The 17,882-nt window shown below is 34.8% G+C and carries 15 protein-coding genes; 5 read left to right on the top strand and 10 right to left on the bottom strand.

The window, feature by feature from the left end:
* Positions 1-83: 83 nt before the first annotated feature.
* Positions 84-638, bottom strand: a complete 555-nt coding sequence (locus IGI58_RS13425; protein WP_429953005.1) for a DUF1697 domain-containing protein — start codon at positions 636-638, stop codon at positions 84-86.
* A 100-nt stretch (positions 639-738) separates the two neighbouring features.
* Between IGI58_RS13425 and IGI58_RS13420 the strand changes: the two genes are divergently transcribed.
* A complete protein-coding gene (locus IGI58_RS13420; protein WP_429953006.1) occupies positions 739-1,110 on the top strand; it encodes an iron chaperone in 372 nt (123 codons plus the stop codon).
* A 224-nt stretch (positions 1,111-1,334) separates the two neighbouring features.
* Here the strand turns inward: IGI58_RS13420 and IGI58_RS13415 are convergent, their stop codons facing one another.
* From IGI58_RS13415 to IGI58_RS13405, 3 genes are all read right to left on the bottom strand, one after another.
* Positions 1,335-3,581 (bottom strand): ATP-binding cassette domain-containing protein, encoded by a 2,247-nt coding sequence (locus IGI58_RS13415; protein ID WP_429953007.1) that lies wholly within the window; start codon positions 3,579-3,581, stop codon positions 1,335-1,337.
* A complete protein-coding gene (locus IGI58_RS13410) occupies positions 3,574-4,005 on the bottom strand; it encodes a MarR family winged helix-turn-helix transcriptional regulator (protein WP_429953008.1) in 432 nt (143 codons plus the stop codon). Before IGI58_RS13410 ends, IGI58_RS13415 begins: the two co-directional genes overlap by 8 nt.
* A 107-nt stretch (positions 4,006-4,112) precedes the next feature.
* Positions 4,113-4,763, bottom strand: coding sequence for an LPXTG cell wall anchor domain-containing protein (locus tag IGI58_RS13405; protein WP_429953009.1), 651 nt, complete (start codon positions 4,761-4,763; stop codon positions 4,113-4,115).
* Positions 4,764-4,905: 142 nt separating this feature from the next.
* On the opposite strand from IGI58_RS13405, the gene IGI58_RS13400 reads away from it, so the two are divergent.
* On the top strand, positions 4,906-5,775 hold the full coding sequence (locus IGI58_RS13400; protein ID WP_429953010.1) for a helix-turn-helix domain-containing protein: 870 nt from the start codon (positions 4,906-4,908) through the stop codon (positions 5,773-5,775).
* A gap of 106 nt (positions 5,776-5,881) precedes the next feature.
* Here IGI58_RS13400 and IGI58_RS13395 read toward each other — a convergent pair whose 3' ends face one another.
* Entirely contained in the window at positions 5,882-6,193 is a 312-nt protein-coding gene (locus IGI58_RS13395) for a heavy metal-binding domain-containing protein (protein WP_087639527.1), read from the bottom strand.
* Positions 6,194-6,463: 270 nt separating this feature from the next.
* Here IGI58_RS13395 and IGI58_RS13390 point away from each other — a divergent pair, with 270 nt between their 5' ends.
* Positions 6,464-7,669 carry an IS110 family transposase gene (locus IGI58_RS13390; protein WP_429952432.1) on the top strand — a complete coding sequence of 402 codons (1,206 nt, stop codon included), beginning with the start codon at positions 6,464-6,466 and terminating at the stop codon, positions 7,667-7,669.
* A 205-nt stretch (positions 7,670-7,874) separates the two neighbouring features.
* On the opposite strand, the gene IGI58_RS13385 is transcribed toward IGI58_RS13390, so the two are convergent.
* Positions 7,875-9,350, bottom strand: coding sequence for a PLP-dependent aminotransferase family protein (locus tag IGI58_RS13385; protein WP_429953011.1), 1,476 nt, complete (start codon positions 9,348-9,350; stop codon positions 7,875-7,877).
* A gap of 106 nt (positions 9,351-9,456) precedes the next feature.
* Here IGI58_RS13385 and IGI58_RS13380 point away from each other — a divergent pair, with 106 nt between their 5' ends.
* A complete protein-coding gene (locus IGI58_RS13380) occupies positions 9,457-10,842 on the top strand; it encodes a pyridoxal phosphate-dependent decarboxylase family protein (protein WP_429953012.1) in 1,386 nt (461 codons plus the stop codon).
* Between the two features lie 1,613 nt (positions 10,843-12,455).
* On the opposite strand, the gene IGI58_RS13375 is transcribed toward IGI58_RS13380, so the two are convergent.
* Positions 12,456-12,794 (bottom strand): winged helix-turn-helix transcriptional regulator, encoded by a 339-nt coding sequence (locus IGI58_RS13375; RefSeq protein WP_429953013.1) that lies wholly within the window; start codon positions 12,792-12,794, stop codon positions 12,456-12,458.
* A gap of 111 nt (positions 12,795-12,905) precedes the next feature.
* Between IGI58_RS13375 and IGI58_RS13370 the strand changes: the two genes are divergently transcribed.
* On the top strand, positions 12,906-13,232 hold the full coding sequence (locus tag IGI58_RS13370; RefSeq protein WP_429953014.1) for a putative quinol monooxygenase: 327 nt from the start codon (positions 12,906-12,908) through the stop codon (positions 13,230-13,232).
* A gap of 212 nt (positions 13,233-13,444) precedes the next feature.
* Here IGI58_RS13370 and IGI58_RS13365 read toward each other — a convergent pair whose 3' ends face one another.
* From IGI58_RS13365 to IGI58_RS13355, 3 genes are all read right to left on the bottom strand, one after another.
* Positions 13,445-13,753 carry a hypothetical protein gene (locus IGI58_RS13365; RefSeq protein ID WP_429953015.1) on the bottom strand — a complete coding sequence of 103 codons (309 nt, stop codon included), beginning with the start codon at positions 13,751-13,753 and terminating at the stop codon, positions 13,445-13,447.
* Between the two features lie 499 nt (positions 13,754-14,252).
* Entirely contained in the window at positions 14,253-14,846 is a 594-nt protein-coding gene (gene yqeK / locus IGI58_RS13360) for a bis(5'-nucleosyl)-tetraphosphatase (symmetrical) YqeK (protein WP_429953016.1), read from the bottom strand.
* Between the two features lie 191 nt (positions 14,847-15,037).
* Complete coding sequence (locus IGI58_RS13355) at positions 15,038-17,674, bottom strand: HAD-IC family P-type ATPase (RefSeq protein WP_429953017.1); 2,637 nt, start codon at positions 17,672-17,674, stop codon at positions 15,038-15,040.
* Positions 17,675-17,882 lie beyond the last annotated feature (208 nt).

The raw sequence follows: 17,882 nt of genomic DNA, 5'->3' as shown, positions 1-17,882 counted from the left end.
AAACAGCTGTTCATCTATTGTTATTGTTTAAGACTGTCGTTCATTGAGCAATAAACACTTTTAAGGCAGCTTCAAACCTAGATCTATTGCTCTTTTTTGATCAGCTCTGCTATTTTCATGACGGTATTAGCATTTCTGATCGTAATTCGATCATAATATGCTGAGCTGACGATTTTCGACCAGCGGGTTCTCGAAAAAGTCTTTAATGGAGCAGACCAGAAAATCACCCGTTCGTGATGATCGACCTGTTCGTATTCTGGTTTTGCTTCGCCTACTGAAGCCATCACCTCAGCTGTCGTCGTCGGTGCAATAATAAAAATCGCATTATGTTTCGATTCCTTATCGATATTCCACCAATTTGGCGCATGTGCGACAGCTTCCAGCCACTCTTCACCAGAAACGATCGTCACAGGAATGTGTAATCCTGTCATCGTTTCAATCAGCATTTCACACTCTTTGGCCAGGACCTCAGGTGTCTTTTCTTTCGTCGAAAAAATGACATTTCCGCTATTTAAATATGTTTTTACGTCTGTAAATCCGTGCTTTTCAAATGTAACTTTCAGCTCAGCCATAACGACACGATTTTTTCCTCCAACATTTATACCACGTAACAGAGCAATATATTTTGGCATCTTCATTTCTCTCCTTCCATTCGATCAAATACCTATTCTAAATTCGTTATTCATATTATAATAAAAACAACGAAACAATCCTACTTAAAAGAAAAGAGGTATCCTAATGGCAGATTTAAGTGAATTTACCGAAAAAATAAGTGATTCCGAACAACGTCAACGATTAGAAGGTCTATTTGCATGGATCAAAGAAAACTTCCCTCAATTAGAAACAGTCATCAAATGGAACCAACCAATGTTTACCGATCATGGAACATTTATAATCGGCTTCAGTGTCTCTAAAAAACACATGTCGATCGCACCAGAAACAGTCACACTAGCTGCATTCAAAAAGGATATTGAAAAAGCGGGATATGAGCATACTGATAATATCTTCAAAATCACTTGGACACAGGAAATCGATTTCTCCCTTTTGAAAAAGATCATTGATTGTAACATTCAAGAAAAAATCGATTATACAAAATTTTGGCGAGAATAGCTGTTTCCTCTTTTAAATACAGAGTTTCTTCAAAAAAGTAAGAAGGATAGGATTTTTTTGAAGTAGTAAAACCATTAAAAATCGTTTATGATTTATTCATAGAGAAATTACTTATCTTCCCCAAAAGATAAATAGATAATTTGATCCCATCTTGGCTGAGATGGGATTTTTTTTGTACTCCTTACTTTTCAGACTACTTTATTGCGATGCTAAGCGAGTCGTCTCTACTCTAAATAACTTCGTAAATGCTTAGACGTATATGAATCAGGTACATTCAATAGATCAACAGGATACCCTTCAAAAAGTACCTTACCGCCTAAATCACCTCCACCGATCCCCATATCGATGATCCATTGCGCATGACTGATGATTTGAAGATTGTGTTCTAAAACAATCAGTGTTTTCTTTTCTTTTAAAAGTCTTTTGAATAGCATAAGCAAGCTTTTGATGTCAGCCTCGTGTAACCCCGTAGACGGTTCATCCAAAATCAATAAATCAGTCCTATTTTGCCGGATGATCTTAGCTATTTTTAGCCGCTGTAATTCCCCGCCTGAAAATGTATTTAGTGACTGGCCTAATTGGACATACCCCAAATTAACGTCTATGAGTGTTTGTATAGCTTGTGTTAATTCATTTTCTTCAAACAGTTTGCTCGCTTCTTTAGCTGATAACTGTAGAAGGTCATAAATATTCAAGCCACGCCAAACGACAGAAAGTGCTTCATCATTATATCGTTTGCCATGACATTTTTCACAAACCTGTTCGACATCTCCCATATAAGCTAGATCTAATTTTAAATAGCCCTTTCCTTTACAAATAGGACAAGCACCTTTCCCGTTATAGCTGAAAAGAGAGCTGCTTTTTCCTGAAGCATGAGCAAATAGATTTCTTATCTTATCAAAAATATTTAGGTATGTTAGTACATTCGAACGATTGCTTCCAATTATTGGGCTTTGATCCAAGATACTTGCTTCGGGATATTTTTGCTTGAAGAGCTGGCGAATCAATGTACTCTTCCCAGAGCCAGCTACGCCTGTAACAACCGTTAAAAATGCTTTAGGTATTTTTACTGATGCATCCTTAACATTATGCAAACAGACTTTGTTTAATGAATAATAGTCGGAGAATTCTTTTCTTTCAGTATTGATCGATCTACTAGCAGACAGACTTTTCCCTGTAATCGTATCCGATTTGAGTAATTCTTGATAGGTTCCTTCAAAGGTGATCTTGCCGCCTTTATTCCCTGCTCCTTCACCTACATCAACAATATGGTCTGCAATTTTTATAATATCAGGATCATGGTCAACTAATATCACAGTATTCCCTTTATTTTTCAGTCCAATAATAATTTTTGAAATTCTTGATAGATCTTCCGGATGAAGACCAATACTAGGTTCATCAAAAATGTATAAAACATCGGAAAGTGCACTGTTTAGATGCTTAGTCATCTTTATTCTTTGTGACTCCCCACCAGAAAGTGTTGAAGTTGGCCGATTAAGAAATAAATAGCTCAAACCAACACTTTGTAAGCTAGCTAGTTTTTTGATCAAATCATCCAAAACAATTTTCACTTTAGGAGAATGTATATTTTTAATGAATAAGATCAATTCTGGAATAGTCATCGTTACACAATCAGCAATCGATTTTCCATTGATTTTTGCAGATCGAACCATGTCGTTCACTCTAGTACCCAAGCACTCTGGACATTCTCTAACTTCAAGGATCCGAGCCAATTGACCAGTATAATTGGTCTTTTCTTTTTCAATAAAATTTTTGGTGATTCTCGGAATAATACCTATATACGTTGAGGTTTTTGGCCATTTTTCTGTTGGCTTCTTTGGCGCACTTCCTTTATCGTACAAAAGAAGATCTAATTCTCTCTTATCGTAGTCTTGGATTTTTTTATCGTTATCGAAATTTCCTGACTCTGTGTATCGTGTCAAGCGCCATCCACCTGGTTGGAATGTAGGAAAATCGATCGCCCCTTCATTTAAAGATTTACTAAAATCAATAAGCCGATTCAAATTGATTTGTTTTATCTCACCTAACCCATTACATTTTGGACACATCCCTTGTGGATTATTAAATGAATAAACCATAGAATAACCAATAAACGGAACAGCGATCCTTGAAAACAACAGACGTAGACTTGAGTAAATATCTGTCACAGTACCCACTGTTGAACGAGCATTTCCACCGATCTTCTTCTGATCGACAACGATAGAAACTGGTAAATTTTCTACCGTATCAACGATAGGCTGTGAGTAGTGAGGCAGTAGCTGCTGAATGTAGCTAGAATATGTTTCATTTAAAAGACGCTGAGATTCTGCTGCTAACGTATCAAAGACTAAAGAAGATTTGCCTGACCCAGAGACCCCTGTAACAACCGTTATTTGATATTTAGGAATTTCAAGGGAAACATTTTTTAAATTATTTGTTTTTGCACCTTTAATTGAAATAGTACTACTCATGAGCTTTCAACCTTTCTGATTTAAGCGCCTTTGAAAATTTTTCAGCTAGTTGTGCTAATTGTTCCTTTTCTTCACTGTTAAATACCGCATTCGCTACCAGTTGAAGCTCTTGATGTCCTTTATCGATATCATCCAATAATTGACGTCCCGTTTCAGTTAAAATAGTCAGTAACTCTCGTCCATCTTTTTCATTTGGTTTTTGCTGAATATAGTGCATTGTCTTTAATTCTTTTAAAGCCTTAGATAACTTTGTACGACTGATTCCGAGTAACACACTGATTTTTGATGGTGCTATTTCGCTTTCTAAACTAAGAAGACGTAAGATATCATACTGAAGCCAGCTAATCTCTTGAGGGTTTCTCCTATTTCTTTCAGCTACCAGTTCACACTGCAAATTTATTAATGCATCTTCGAGCATATTCATTTGATTCACCACCTAAAAATAATTTCTATATAGAAATTATATACAAAAAGAAATCATAATACAATGGTGATCGTTCATTTGTCAGAAAAATGATTTAGCTATTAAACCTATCGCTTAAATATAAAAAAAGTAAAACCAATGAGCATGATTCCTGCACAACGAATGAAGGTTTGCGCTTTTTCACCTGTCTCAGGTAATCTATTCGTTTTGGGTAGATTTTTTGAAGGATTGGTCATGTTAATATTTGGTTCTTGTTTTTTCTCAACTCGATCTAATTCTGTTGATTGTTCTGTCTCTAATTCTTCACTGCTGCTAACTAAACTTTCTCCTCTGTCACTAGCAGATTTATTTTCATTTCTTATAGATGATTCAACGCTGAATGTCGTTGACGATGATCGTCCATCAGTCTCGCTCGAAGAACGCGTGCTTGTTTTATTTTCGATACTAGATTCTGATGTTGGACTTGATGTTTCTGTCGTTGTTTCTTTTGTATCATTTGTAGATTCTGTGATCGCTGTGTTAGTAGGCGTCGTTTCTGTACTAGCAGGCTCAATAGATGAACTTTCTTCTGTAGAAAAAAGAGTACTAGAATCAACTGCAATACCATCGTTATACCAAGTATGCCCATCTAAATAATAATCTTTTTGGTCTTTGATGATATGGTTTGGTGTAACAACGATCGTTTCTGCTTCTGCGGTTATTGACCAAAATCCTGTTATAAAAATAGCTAAAACAAACATAAAATATTTTTTAATCATGTTCTCGTCCCTTTCCTAAAACTCTGCCCTATCATAAACAAAATCATTTTTTATGTAGAATAAAGTCCTATATTTAGGACTTTCCAGCAAAATCTGCTACACTCTTTTTATCAACCATCATAGCTTGGAAAGGAATTGTATTATGAAAGAATATGGACTGGTCATACGCGAAATCCGTTTATCTAAAGGCATTTCTCAAAAAGAATTGTATAGTAATTTGATTTCAAAATCTTATGCGATCGAATTTGAAAAGGGCCGTCATGATTTATCATTAGAATTATTGGAACAAGTCTTAGATGCGCTAACCGTCACAGCCGATGAATTCCTGTTTATCTATAATCAATACACCATTCCAGAAACGACTACCTTTTGGACCTTATTGGCCAAAGCCTCAAATGAAAATAACCTGAACGATTTATTTAAACTAAAAAAAGAAATCCAAACGCAAGTAACTTCTGATAAAAAAGAACTCTTTTTAGCTTTAGTTGAAGGACGCATTCACATCGTCAATCATTTTCTTCACTCTAACAAAATCGATTACACCAAAATTCCAGCTGAACAAATGGATATCGTGGTTCGATTTTTGTTGAAACGAGAATCATGGACACTCTTTGAATTGCTGATTTTTACAAATACACTAGATTACTTTTCACATGATCAAAGAATGATTTTCAAAAAAAATATATTTAAACTGCTAAAAAAATACCGCAACTATGATCGCGGCAAAGAAATTTTACAAACATTGTTGATCAATTTTTCTGAACTGTGCTTGAAAGAGAACGAACTTTCAACGGCCAAAGAACTACTTGATCAGCTAAGTGATTTAAATACTGATCTTAATAGTGGACTTTTTAGGATCATTGAACGTTTTTTTAGAGGAATACTTTTGATTTTAGAAGGTCAAATACTATCTGGACAAAAGGCTTGTGAAAAAGCTTTGAGCATCCTACACTATCTTGAATATGAGCAAATAGCTAAAGTTTATCAAGCGGAATGGGCACTCCTTCTATGATTTTTAATTCACACACACCTATAAAATAAAAAACTCCTAAAGTATTTTACCGCTTTAGGAGCTTTTACTATTGAACCGTCTTATTTACACAAATATTGAATATTGCTTATATGAATTTAACTGCTGTTCCATACGCAACAACTGACTGCATATCTGCTTGTATCGTACCCGAATCAAATCTCATCATTACAATCGCATCTGCGCCTAGATCAGCGGCCTCCAGCTTAAGTCTATCTATTGCCTTATCACGAGCTTCTCGCTGCATATTTGTATATGCTTTGATTTCTCCGCCGATCACACTTTTTAGTCCTGCACCCAAATCCTGCAGCATATTTCTAGAAATCGTTGTTAAGCCAAATACCTCAGAAATAATTTCGTATTGTTTACCTGGAATAGTCTCAGTTGTAGTAATTAACATTATTTTCCTCCTCGTATAATAAAGTTATCAGATTTATTCTGATATTTTGTTTTCATCCCCGTTGGGGTATGATTATTTCGTACAGATAGAGGGCATAGTTTTTCCTCCTTGAAGCTTTGTCTTCCTAATTAAGACTGATGCCTCTTCTCTACGGACTGTATATGAATGAGCTGGATAGAACCGTGTTTCTGAATCTCTCACGAGGCTATATCGTCCCTAGAGTTTGAGGAAAACCTTATCTGTAAACTCTTGTTGAAAGGTGTTGATTGTATGTTCTTTATCGGTATTGATATTGGAAAACGAAACCACGAAGCAGCTCTACTTGATGAACAAGGGAAACTACTTGGAAAAACACTTCGCTTTGCCAATTCTAAACGCGGGAGTGAACAGCTCCTACAATTTATTAATCAGTATGAACTATTGCCTGATACTACTATGATTGGAATGGAAGCAACTGGTCATTATTGGTTATCGATTTATTCATTTCTACATCGATTGGGATTTCATGTAACAGCTTTTAATCCGATTCAATCCGATTCTCTTCGAAATTTCTATATCCGTAAAACCAAAACGGATACCGTGGATTCAGTCTTAATTGCACAAGTAATGCGTATGGACTTACCTGACCCAACCCAACTGCCTAAAGAAGAAATTTTTCAATTAAAACAGTTGGAACGGTTTCGTTACAGCGTTGTTGATAATATGTCGGACTTGAAACGGAAAGTTATTGCTTGTTTGGATCAAGTGTTTCCAGAATATAATCAGCTTTTTTCCGATATGTTCGGAAAATCTTCTACACAGTTATTACTTCAATCTCCTTTGCCAGAGGATTTGGTAGAAATTGACTCCGATAAATTAATCCAACTGCTGAATCAAGCGAGTAATGGTCGCCTAGGGCGATCCAAAGCGGAACAAAAAGTGAATCAGCTAAAAGGTATCGCAGAGTCTTCTTTCGGTATTAGCATTGCGACAGATGTTTTCAAGCTTCAAATTCAATTACTTTTAGAACAGATTCAATTATTTGAAAAACAAATTCATCAGCTTGAAGATGAAATGGTTCGGATTGTTGAAAAACAAGAAAATTTCCTCACGACTATTACAGGAATTGGTCCAATAACTGCCGCAGTTATCATAGGGGAAGTGGGCGATATTCATCGATTTGAACGCCCAAATCAATTGCTTGCTTTCGCAGGACTAGATGCCTCTGTCCATCAGTCTGGTGATTTTACAGGTACCCAAAATCATCTGTCAAAACGAGGCTCCCCCTATTTACGCCGAGCTATTTGGCAAGCAGCTTTTATTGCTTCTCAAAAAGATCCTGCTTTATCCGCTTATTACCAAGGTCTTAGAACTCGGGGGAAATCCCACGGAACAGCTATTGGAGCCGTTTGTCGTAAGCTTGTGAACATTATTTTCGCTATTTGGACAACGGATAAACCTTATGAAGTTCGTTTAACTTCTGAAACTGAAGCCTAGAAAATTTTAAACTATATGCTAGGCTTATTTGTCGTGCACTACAGTTGCACAACAAATAACTAAAAAAAATACTCGTTTTTACTTGACCTTTTCATAGCTGGCTTAAATTTAAACACTTTTGAACCAATCAATTGGATTTAATTTTTCACCATATTATCATAAACACCATTATAAAACAATATTATGAACAAATATGACAAAATTACTATTCGTCCGATTTGAAATGATCTAAGTAACTTTTGATAATTTTACAAAGTTCAATTAATCCATCGACAATATCAGAAGTATCAATATAGGAAAATGATAACCTTAGGTGTCTGCTCTTTTTCCCATTCTTGTCACAAAATGAACCTGGTAAAAAAGAGATACCCTTTTTTACCGCTTCCTCAAGTAATTCTAATGTGTCAGTTCCACTAGGTAACGTTAGCCAAATATTTAGTCCACCAGTCGGTTCGGACCATTTCACAACACTAGGCAGATGTTTTTCCAGTAGCAAAATAAACTGGTTTCTTCTTATTTCAAGTGCTGTTCTTAGTTTAATTAAATGATCATCCATTCTATTGGTATTAAAAAATGAACTCGCTGCTTGCTGAGTTAAAATCGGACTTCCTAGATCAGTTATCAATTTAGAGGCTAATAGGTGGGGAAAGATGATGTCACTTGGGATAATGACACCAATTCTACAACCTGGTGATAAGTATTTACTAAATCCTTTTAAATAAATAACACAGCCTTCTTTATCTAATGACTTAATTGCTGGAGGCGGGACTTTATCATCAAAATAAATATCACTCCACGAATCGTCTTCTACAATCAGGAATTGATGATCCCGTGCTAAATTCAACAGTTGCTTACGTCTTGTTAAACTCAGAGTTACTCCTGTTGGATTATGAAAGGTCGGTATCGTATATACAAGCTTGGGTTTATGCTCTAAACAAAGAGTATGTAACTTATTTATCTTGAGTCCATACTCATCCATCGGTACAGCTATAATCTTAGCTCCTCGACTAGAAAAAACTTCTAAGGCATGAACATAGCTAGATTCCTCTACTAGTACAATATCACCAGGTCCAATAAATGCTTTTGCAACGATATCGATCCCTTGCTGAACACCACTAGTTATGATCATATTTGATATAGAGGTTTCGAAACCCCCATTTTTTTCTATATAATTCTTAATATTCTCCCTAATCTTTTGCTCTCCTTGAGCTAAGCCATAACTAGATATTATTTTTGGTGATGATATCAAAGTTTGATTCACTTTCTCAGCAAGATAATCTGAAGGAAGCAACTTAGGATTGATAATAGCTTCTGAAAAATCAAAACGTATCCGTTTTTTATTTATGCTAGTGTATGCTGAACTATCCACGTAGGTTCTTAAAGACGATAGCCAATTTGAACGATCAAAGGAATCAACTGTAGCGTAACCTGTACATGAACTTTTTCTATTTTTAACAAATGCTCCTTTTCCATGAACCAATTCAATCAAACCAATTTTTTCAAGTTTTTTATATGCCTTACTCACCGTTACATGACTTACATTATTTGTTTTTGAAAAAATTCTAATAGAAGGTAATTGGCTACCTGGTTTCAGAATGCCACGATCAATATTTTTTTTAATTTCTTTAACAATTTGGTCAATAAGCGACATATCTATTTGACGATCAATCTGAATATCCACTGATGTTCTCCTTACTGTTATATTCGATCTATAACTGTTATACATATTATCCTATAAAATAAAAGTAGTGTAAATCAATTAAATAATTATAAACGGAGGTTTTAGTATGGATAAGCTAAAAAAAGACCAAGAGACGATAAATCAAATACTTTATCACACAACAGAATATGCAAGCAATTTCTTTTCAACCTTAAAAGACAGACCAGTATCGATTTGGACACAGCAGCTTCCGGAAGACAAATTGACAGATCAAGGACTCGGAGCAAACGAGACTTTAAAAGTATTTACCAAGGAATATGCTGACAGACTTAGTGGAAGCAATGGTGCAAGGTACTTAGGTTTTGTTACTGGTGGAGCAACACCAGCAGCTATTGCTGGAGATTGGTTAGCTAGCATTTTCGATCAGAATGTAGCTACTTCTGACTCTTCAATTGCTAGTTCAATGGAAGAAAAAACGATTGATATGTTAAAGGATTTATTTGATCTTGATAATGATTATAGCGGTGCTTTTGTAAGTGGTGCAACTATGTCAAATTTTGTTGGAGTTGCTCAAGCAAGACAATGGATAGCTCGATTTTTAGGAGTTAATGTTACGTTAGAAGGTTTGTTCAATCTACCGTCAATTAAGATTCTAAGTGGGAAACCTCATTCAAGCATTTACAAATCAGCTTCAATGTTAGGGATAGGTAAAAATTCAATCGCAACTCTTCCTTGTAAAAAAGGAAGAGAATCCATTGATATTTATGCTTTAGAAGAAATGTTAATAAAACAGAATGGGTTTCCATGTGTTGTTGTTGCGAATGCAGGAACTGTCAATACAGGTGATTTTGATGATTTAATGGCTATTGGAGAACTTAAAAAGAAGTATGATTTTTGGCTCCATGTCGATGCTGCTTTTGGCGGTTTCGTTTCCTGCTCTCCTAAGTATGCTGATTTAGCATCTGGGATAAATAATGCCGATTCCATCACAATAGATGCACATAAATGGTTGAATGTACCTTACGATTCAGCATTACAATTTACTAGACATAGAGAGATCCAACTAGAAGTTTTTGAGAATAATGCTTCATATCTATCTACTTCTAATGATACCTTAGATTATTGCAACCTTACACCTGAAAATTCCAGAAGGTTTCGTGCATTACCTGCCTGGTTCACTCTAAAAGCGTATGGAAAAAAAGAGTATCAATCTATGGTTGAAAGAAATATCGATCTAGCAAAACAATTAGGCTCTAAAATTGAAAAAAGCGAACACCTGAAACTATTATCAGAAGTTCACCTAAATATCGTATGCTTTACATTGAAATCAGATACAGCGACAAAGGATGATGTGCTAAATTTTTTGAAAAAAGTAAATGAAAAAGGGCAAGTTTATATGACTCAAACAGATTACAATGGAATCACCGCAATACGTGCAGCTTTCAGCCATTGGAACACAGATGAACGAGATTTAGAAATTATTTGGAGTTCATTAAATGAATCATTGAAGTAGCTGTCGTAAACTATGGTAAATAAGCTGGAATCGACAGAAACCAAGTTCAATTTTTTGTTAATTTCAGCTTATTTTCGGTTTTATATAGGAGAGCTATGTTTCTGTTAAATCATTGTTCATCTTCATTCTAGTTAAACAGATATCTATATATCGTTGGAGTGAGTATTCGTCTAGTTTTTCATCGCAAACGATCAATTTAAAAGAGATGATTTCATTTTTAATAGAATAAATCATTTGAATTGGAAATAACGGAGTCTTTGAGCTACGAAATATTACAATTATTTTTTTGCAAATAAGAAATTTTATACTGACTATTTACTCGAAATTTTTTTACTTTTTTCCTAATCGATCACTGTACATTATTGCAGCATTAAAATAAGCGTAATTTTGTTAACACAAAAAAATCGACTATAAGATTTTCTTTTTATTGCTATCATTGACTTATTACGCATATGTGTGAAGAAAATATTACCTACATAAAATAGAAAAAGGTTCCTTTTTAAACAGAGTACTTTTTTACTCTAAGGCAATTTTTTTTACTATTTGTAAAAGGACTTGACTATCATCTTGTCTTTAAGTTAAGATAACATTACAAAACAAAATAAAAAAAGGCGCCCTGCAGGAGACAGCAAATCATCCCGCAGAGCCCTGTATTATCAGCCACAACTAATAATACAAGTTGCCTTCCGTCAATATGTTATTGACTTATTTCATTGTACTAAAAGTAAGAAAAGATTACCAGCTTTTTCTGACTTTTCTTTGAATTGGTTAATTTCTATTTACTGAACGTTTCATGGTATTAGTCGCTGACGAATACCATTTTTTTGCGTTTTGAATCATAGCTTCGATAATTAGAGCGAAAAACAAAATAAATAAGGCACTCTGTAAAAAGGACAGCAATCCTTCTACAGAGCCCTGTAAAGTCAGCCACAACTGACAATACAAGTTGCCCTAGTCAATGCGCATTGACTTATTCATTTTACCTAAAATTTGTAAGAAATACTAGTGTTTTTTTACATCTTTTAGCTTTGAATAGGTGAATGGTTATTCATTGAACTTTTGCACGGTATTGGTTGGTGACTAATATCGTCTTTTTTTCGCTCTTTTTATATATAGTACACATCAGGTTCTCCTTTTTTCCTAACATTTTTTTCAATTCCATCCCCTGATGTGTACGAGCTGCTGGATAAAAATCAATGACTCACCATGTGTTTATCATCTCGTCTAAAAAAAGGTGTGCTTACGTCAATGCGTAATCGAATAAAATGAAAAAGTAAAAATAAACATGCAAACAACTATTTTCCGAGAATAATGCAGACGTCATGAAAAACACAGCTCATAATTTTTATCCGGTAGTGCTAATAAGAGACTGACTAGCAGTAGCAGACTCTTACTAAAAAACAAGCTGGCTTTGCAGAACCAACTTGTTTCACTTCTCCGCCTATCTCAACTCCATTCCTTTTGAAAAAAGACCATACCAACCATTTTTTTAACATGGGAGATAGGTGGAGAATTGTTTTTGAAGAAATAATCTTTTGACTATAGTTAGTTCTTTCTCTATCTAAAAACTATACTTTCTTCTGGACAAACAAATTTTATTATATACTTTTATTCTAATTTTTATCAGAAAAAGGATATTCTTCGATAACTTCTATCCCCCATTCTTTGATCAAGTTTAATGCTGGAATCAACTTTTTGCCATCTTTAGCCAGCAAATACTCGACATTCGGCGGAACGGTTTCGTGCTGTATTCGTTCGATCAATCGATACTGCTCCAATTCTCTCAACGATCTCGTAAGCATAATATTTGTGATCCCAGCTAGTCGTCGTTTCAACTCATTATATCTCAATGGCTCCTCGGCCAACTTCCAAAGAATTGGAATTCGCCATTTTCCACCTAGAATTTTTAATGCTTCTGTTACTGGACATTGGATCTGTTTGCTTTTCTCCATCCCTTCACTCCTTCATCTAAGGCACAAAAATGTGCGTACTTGTTTTTTCGTTTTCTAAATCTATAATAAAATTGTACCACGAAAAAAAGCTTTACAGAATGGAGAAGGAACATGAAAAATAAATTGATTGATCATATCAACTCAGAAAATGCCGATCGCTTCGTCTATAACACGGCTAGCTTAAAAGTAACTGCTGGTAATGACTATAAAGAGGTCTACAGTCAATTATTGGACTTTGCAAAAGCTACGGCTGCTGAAGAAAATTGCATCGAATTCTTTTTTACGCCAAGTGATATCGAAAAAGGAGAATTCATGTTATGGGAAGTATGGGGAAATATGGAAGCTTTTGACAAACACATGACGCAGCCACATACAACAGAGATTCTTTCACGAAATGTGATTGAGTTACAATGGAATAAATTGGCAAGCTGGAAGTAAAACGGTTCTATTTGATCCTTATTTATAGAATAGAAATAGATTCCTTCTTTTAATCTGCGACATAGACATAATAAAAGAAGGAATCAACTATTCTTGTTCATCTGTTTTTTTATTCTTCATCAGTTCGATTTTTCTTCTTGCTACTGTAAAATGTCAGTGCAATTGACGAAAAAAATCAGCGATTGCTGTAAATAGACTTTCTATTTTAACAATTATGAAATATCATAAATAAGCATACGTATCTCCTGAATCTGTTGCCTATATGTTACTTCATTGATTCTATTATGCTCCCTCTCTAAATTTAGATCCTCAACCTTCTCCTCAGCTAAACGTAGTAATTGTTTTTTCTCCTCTTTTCGCCACTTTACCACGCCTAAAATAAGAAACGGATACAAAATCATCATACCACCGACATACTGCAAAAAATAAAAAATGTAGGCAATGACCGTGATGATCGCAACAACAATTTCTGCTATGAATAAAATACCGATTCGTTTCTTTTTTCGCTTTAATTCTTCCATACTTGACTCCTTAATTTCAACTTTTTAACGATAAAATAGGATAGAAAAAATTCCTATCCTAAAAAATATCCGTCATAAGAAAAGCTTTAATCTAATAACGCTCATTACAGATTTAAGCGCTAGCTTTTAGAAAAATGATTATCCCATATACAATTAAATTTGATAGAATAAGTGCATTCCTGATTCTAGACCACAAAGCCACTTGATAATCCAGTTTCCATTTCGGCTCGTGTCTTCTTTTCCAATAAAATGAAAATGTATGATGCGCCATAATTTACACATCCTTTCTTTATGAAGTTTCACTCTTTGATTTGAATAGCCACTCTGAACAGATTTCCTGATTTTTCTAGCAAATACCTCTCACCTATAGTCTATCACAAAAAGACATTTATTTTAATCTAATTATTAAGTAAAAACTGATCAATCTTATAATAAAAAAACACTATGATTTCTTCTCATAGTGTTTTACTTTCATATAAAAAATCAGCTGTTTTTCTATTTACAAATCAATTTGGAGTTTATTTGTTAATTCCCTATATGCATCCATCAGCCAAGGATGAACTACCTTTATATCATTATTTAACAAGTATTCAATGTAATAATATGCAGCATGCTCCAATGACTGATCTAACGCAGCTATCAAACCATCAAGATACGGAGGCTCTCCTGTTTGATCCCATTTTATTTTATCTGCAACAAACACGACTAAATCTAAATCAGAATAACCGCCTTTTAATGTCGTATGACATTCTATTGCAGATAATATTTCTGGCTCAGTAATTTTGAATATATCCAGTGCCATTTGTCTGGAAATTTTTTGATGAATGATCATGGGAAACTTGATCTCTTCCTTACATAGTGGAATTTCCAGCTTCTTTGCTACATCAACTCTTTGATCATTAGGATAAGTTGCCGAAATATCATGCAAAAATCCTGCAATTTTTGCTTTGTTAGGATCATTCAATGTTTTTTCACCTAAGCGATAAGCATATTCTCCGACACTCATACAATGATGATATGTCGCGATTCTTTTATGACCATGCAAAAAATCTTTTATTATCATCTGTAAATCATGAATTTCTATGTCCTTCATATTTTCTCCTTTCAAAACAAAACATAGTCATTTTCTATTGTAACACTTAACTAAAAAGAAAAAGAGTCTGAGACAAAAAGCTTATTTCAAAAGGTTTTATTTTTTTTCGCCATTTATTCAGAGTTAGAGCCCAAGGCAAAACTAAGGATCAGCTTTACCTCGAGCTCTTTGAACTGTAGTTCAAATAACGATTATTTTTTATCTTTTCCAATTATCTGATATATTTTCTTTTCCACTTCAACAATCACAAAAACGACGATTCCTGATAACAGCGCTAAGCCCCAGTATTGAAGACCGATTGCCGCTGTATCAAAAACAATATGCATAAATGGCAGATAAATCAATGCACTTTGCAACAATAATAATATCAAAATCGTTCCCCAAAGAATTTTATTAAAAAAAATACTTTTATCAATTGGGAAATCATAAATATCACGACAATTCAACATATAAAAGATTTGACCAAATACGATCGTTGTAATCAACGTTGTTTGCATCACTTCAATACTTGAACCATTTTCAGCAAGATAATTATTCACAATAAAACCTAACCCTGCCAGTAAAACAGATACATAAAAAATTCTAATTACTGCATAACGATTCAAAATATTTTCCTTAGGATCTCTAGGCGGTATCGTCATTCCGTCTTTTTCTAACGGTTCAAATCCTAACGCAAAGGATAATGTAATCGTTGTGACCATATTCAGCCATAAAATTTGAACTGAGGTCAACGGAAGAGGCTTATCGATCAATAAAGATACAACAACTAAAAGTCCTTGAGCGAAAGCGGTCGGTAATGAGAAATAAATTGTTTTTTTCAAGTTCTCATACACACGTCGTCCTTCCTTGACCGCACTAGTGATCGTGGCAAAATTATCATCCGCTAAAACCATATCTGCTGCATCCTTTGTCACCTGTGTTCCTTTGATTCCCATTGCTATTCCAATATCTGCTTGTTTTAAAGCAGGTGCATCATTTACTCCATCACCTGTCATTCCAACGATTTGATCATTTTTTTGAATGGCGTTGACTAATCGTAATTTATGCTCTGGTGTAGTTCTTGCATAAACATCATGCGTCATAACTACATCAACTAGCTCTTCATCTGATAATTGTTCGATTTCGTGTCCTGTCATAGCGTTCGTATAGTTTTTGATGCCGATTTCCTGTGCAATCGCAATAGCCGTGTCTTGATGATCTCCGGTAATCATTTTCACTGAGATTCCAGCTTTGTTACTGATCGAAACAGCTTCGATTGCTTCTGGTTTTGGAGGATCCATGATTCCAAATAAACCGGTCAAAACCATGTCTTTTAAATCATCATGTATGATCGTGTCTTTTGTCTTAGCTACTTCCTTAAATGCAGCGGCTAAAATCCGCTGTCCTTTTTGTGCTTGCAGACGAATATTTTCCTCCCAGTAAGAGAAATCTATTTCTTTTAACCCATTTTGAGTGAATTGATGGCTCGTCCTAGCTAATAAAACATCAGGTGCACCTTTTAAATAAATAAACCGTTGTTGATCCACATCGACTAAAGTAGCCATATATTTATACGAAGAGTCAAAAGGAATCTTGTTTACTTCATGGACTTCTTCCACCAAAGCCATATGATTTGCCCAATCCAGCAGTGCTCCTTCGGTTGGGTTTCCAATAATTTCTCTTTGCCCTTTCTTATACGTAAGTTTTGTATCATTACAATATAAAGCCGCTTCGATCATCTTTCTAAGCGGACCATCTTCCTCAACTTGATTCAATTGTTTCGAATTTGGTTCTGTTTGAACATCTTCAAGCACTTCATCCGCTAAGGCTACAGAAACCACAGTCATTTCATTTTTTGTCAAAGTTCCTGTTTTGTCTGAACAAATAACTGTCATACTACCTAACGTTTCTACAGCAGGCATTTTTTTTATGATTGCCTTTTGTTTAGCCATACGTGTTACACCTACAGATAAAATCAAAGATAATACAGCCGGCAATCCTTCTGGCACTGCTGATACTGCCAAGGCGATCATTGCTGATAGTAATTCTTCTCCCGTCAACTCTCTGAACAAAAGACTGAAGATTGCTAAAAATACGATCAAAATTGCCAATACATAAAAGATTTGTTTATTTAACCCTTTCATTTTACGAATCAACGGTGTTTCTGTTTCCTCCACACTCTTTAAATGCTGATTGATTTTTCCGAGCTCTGTCTCATCACCGATGCTTATAACGATTCCTTTGCCAGAACCGCTGTTCACAAGTGTGCCGGAAAATACGGTATTGATACGATCACCTAATTCTGCTTGCGTTTGAATAGCATCACTATTTTTCTCTACAGGCGTAGATTCTCCAGTCAAAATTGCCTCTTCTACAACCAAATTGTAGGATTCAGCGATTCGTAAATCGGCTGGAATAATATCTCCTGCATTTAAATAAACGATATCTCCCGGCACTAACGTTTCTGCATCCACTGTTTTTTTCTCCTGATCGACTAATACAACAGCTTTCGTACTCATCATAGCAGTTAAACTATCCAATGAATCTGATGCTTTAGCTTCCTGAACATAACCGATGATCGCATTGATAATCACTACTAGCAAAATAATACTCATATCAATGAAATCTCCACTAATTCCTTTCAACACTGCAGAACCAATCAAAACATAAATAAGTAAATCATTGAAGTGACTTAAAAATTTTTGTAAGTTACTGACTTCCTCTTCTTTTGAGAGAACATTGCTGCCATACTTTTGATGCCTTTCTGCCCTTTCTGTTGTACTCAAACCAGATTTATTGGCATTTAGCTTTTCAAAAACCTCATTGATCGTTAAGCGATACCATTCCATAATAACCACTCCTTCACTTATTCAAATAGTCAAAAAATGTCTTGTTTTCCACATTATATAAGCATTATTTTATTTTGTCGTACAAAAGGAACTGCATAAAACTTTTTTATTTAGATTACAGGCTGACTCTCAAACGATTATTAACTAAATAAAGAATCAACACGACTATTCAAGAAAATGAATAATTGTGTTGATTCTTTACTTTTTC

Origin of the sequence: Enterococcus sp. AZ020 (assembly GCF_050499205.1) — a bacterium.
Taxonomy (GTDB): Bacteria; Bacillota; Bacilli; order Lactobacillales; family Enterococcaceae; genus Enterococcus_L; species Enterococcus_L dunnyi.
The sequence above is the reverse complement of the archived record's forward strand: the minus strand, read 5'-3'. Positions and strand labels throughout refer to the sequence as shown.

Bases quoted from the DNA above. Each gene is read 5' to 3' on its own strand.
- IGI58_RS13395 (WP_087639527.1), bottom strand. From the start codon at position 6,193: ATGTTAATTACTACAACTGAGACTATTCCAGGTAAACAATACGAAATT.
- IGI58_RS13410 (WP_429953008.1), bottom strand. From the start codon at position 4,005: ATGAATATGCTCGAAGATGCATTAATAAATTTGCAGTGTGAACTGGTA.
- yqeK (WP_429953016.1), bottom strand. From the start codon at position 14,846: ATGAAGGACATAGAAATTCATGATTTACAGATGATAATAAAAGATTTT.
- IGI58_RS13380 (WP_429953012.1), top strand. From the start codon at position 9,457: ATGGATAAGCTAAAAAAAGACCAAGAGACGATAAATCAAATACTTTAT.
- IGI58_RS13365 (WP_429953015.1), bottom strand. From the start codon at position 13,753: ATGGAAGAATTAAAGCGAAAAAAGAAACGAATCGGTATTTTATTCATA.
- IGI58_RS13390 (WP_429952432.1), top strand. From the start codon at position 6,464: ATGTTCTTTATCGGTATTGATATTGGAAAACGAAACCACGAAGCAGCT.
- IGI58_RS13375 (WP_429953013.1), bottom strand. From the start codon at position 12,794: ATGGAGAAAAGCAAACAGATCCAATGTCCAGTAACAGAAGCATTAAAA.
- IGI58_RS13405 (WP_429953009.1), bottom strand. From the start codon at position 4,763: ATGATTAAAAAATATTTTATGTTTGTTTTAGCTATTTTTATAACAGGA.
- IGI58_RS13355 (WP_429953017.1), bottom strand. From the start codon at position 17,674: ATGGAATGGTATCGCTTAACGATCAATGAGGTTTTTGAAAAGCTAAAT.
- IGI58_RS13370 (WP_429953014.1), top strand. From the start codon at position 12,906: ATGAAAAATAAATTGATTGATCATATCAACTCAGAAAATGCCGATCGC.
- IGI58_RS13425 (WP_429953005.1), bottom strand. From the start codon at position 638: ATGAAGATGCCAAAATATATTGCTCTGTTACGTGGTATAAATGTTGGA.
- IGI58_RS13415 (WP_429953007.1), bottom strand. From the start codon at position 3,581: ATGAGTAGTACTATTTCAATTAAAGGTGCAAAAACAAATAATTTAAAA.
- IGI58_RS13420 (WP_429953006.1), top strand. From the start codon at position 739: ATGGCAGATTTAAGTGAATTTACCGAAAAAATAAGTGATTCCGAACAA.
- IGI58_RS13400 (WP_429953010.1), top strand. From the start codon at position 4,906: ATGAAAGAATATGGACTGGTCATACGCGAAATCCGTTTATCTAAAGGC.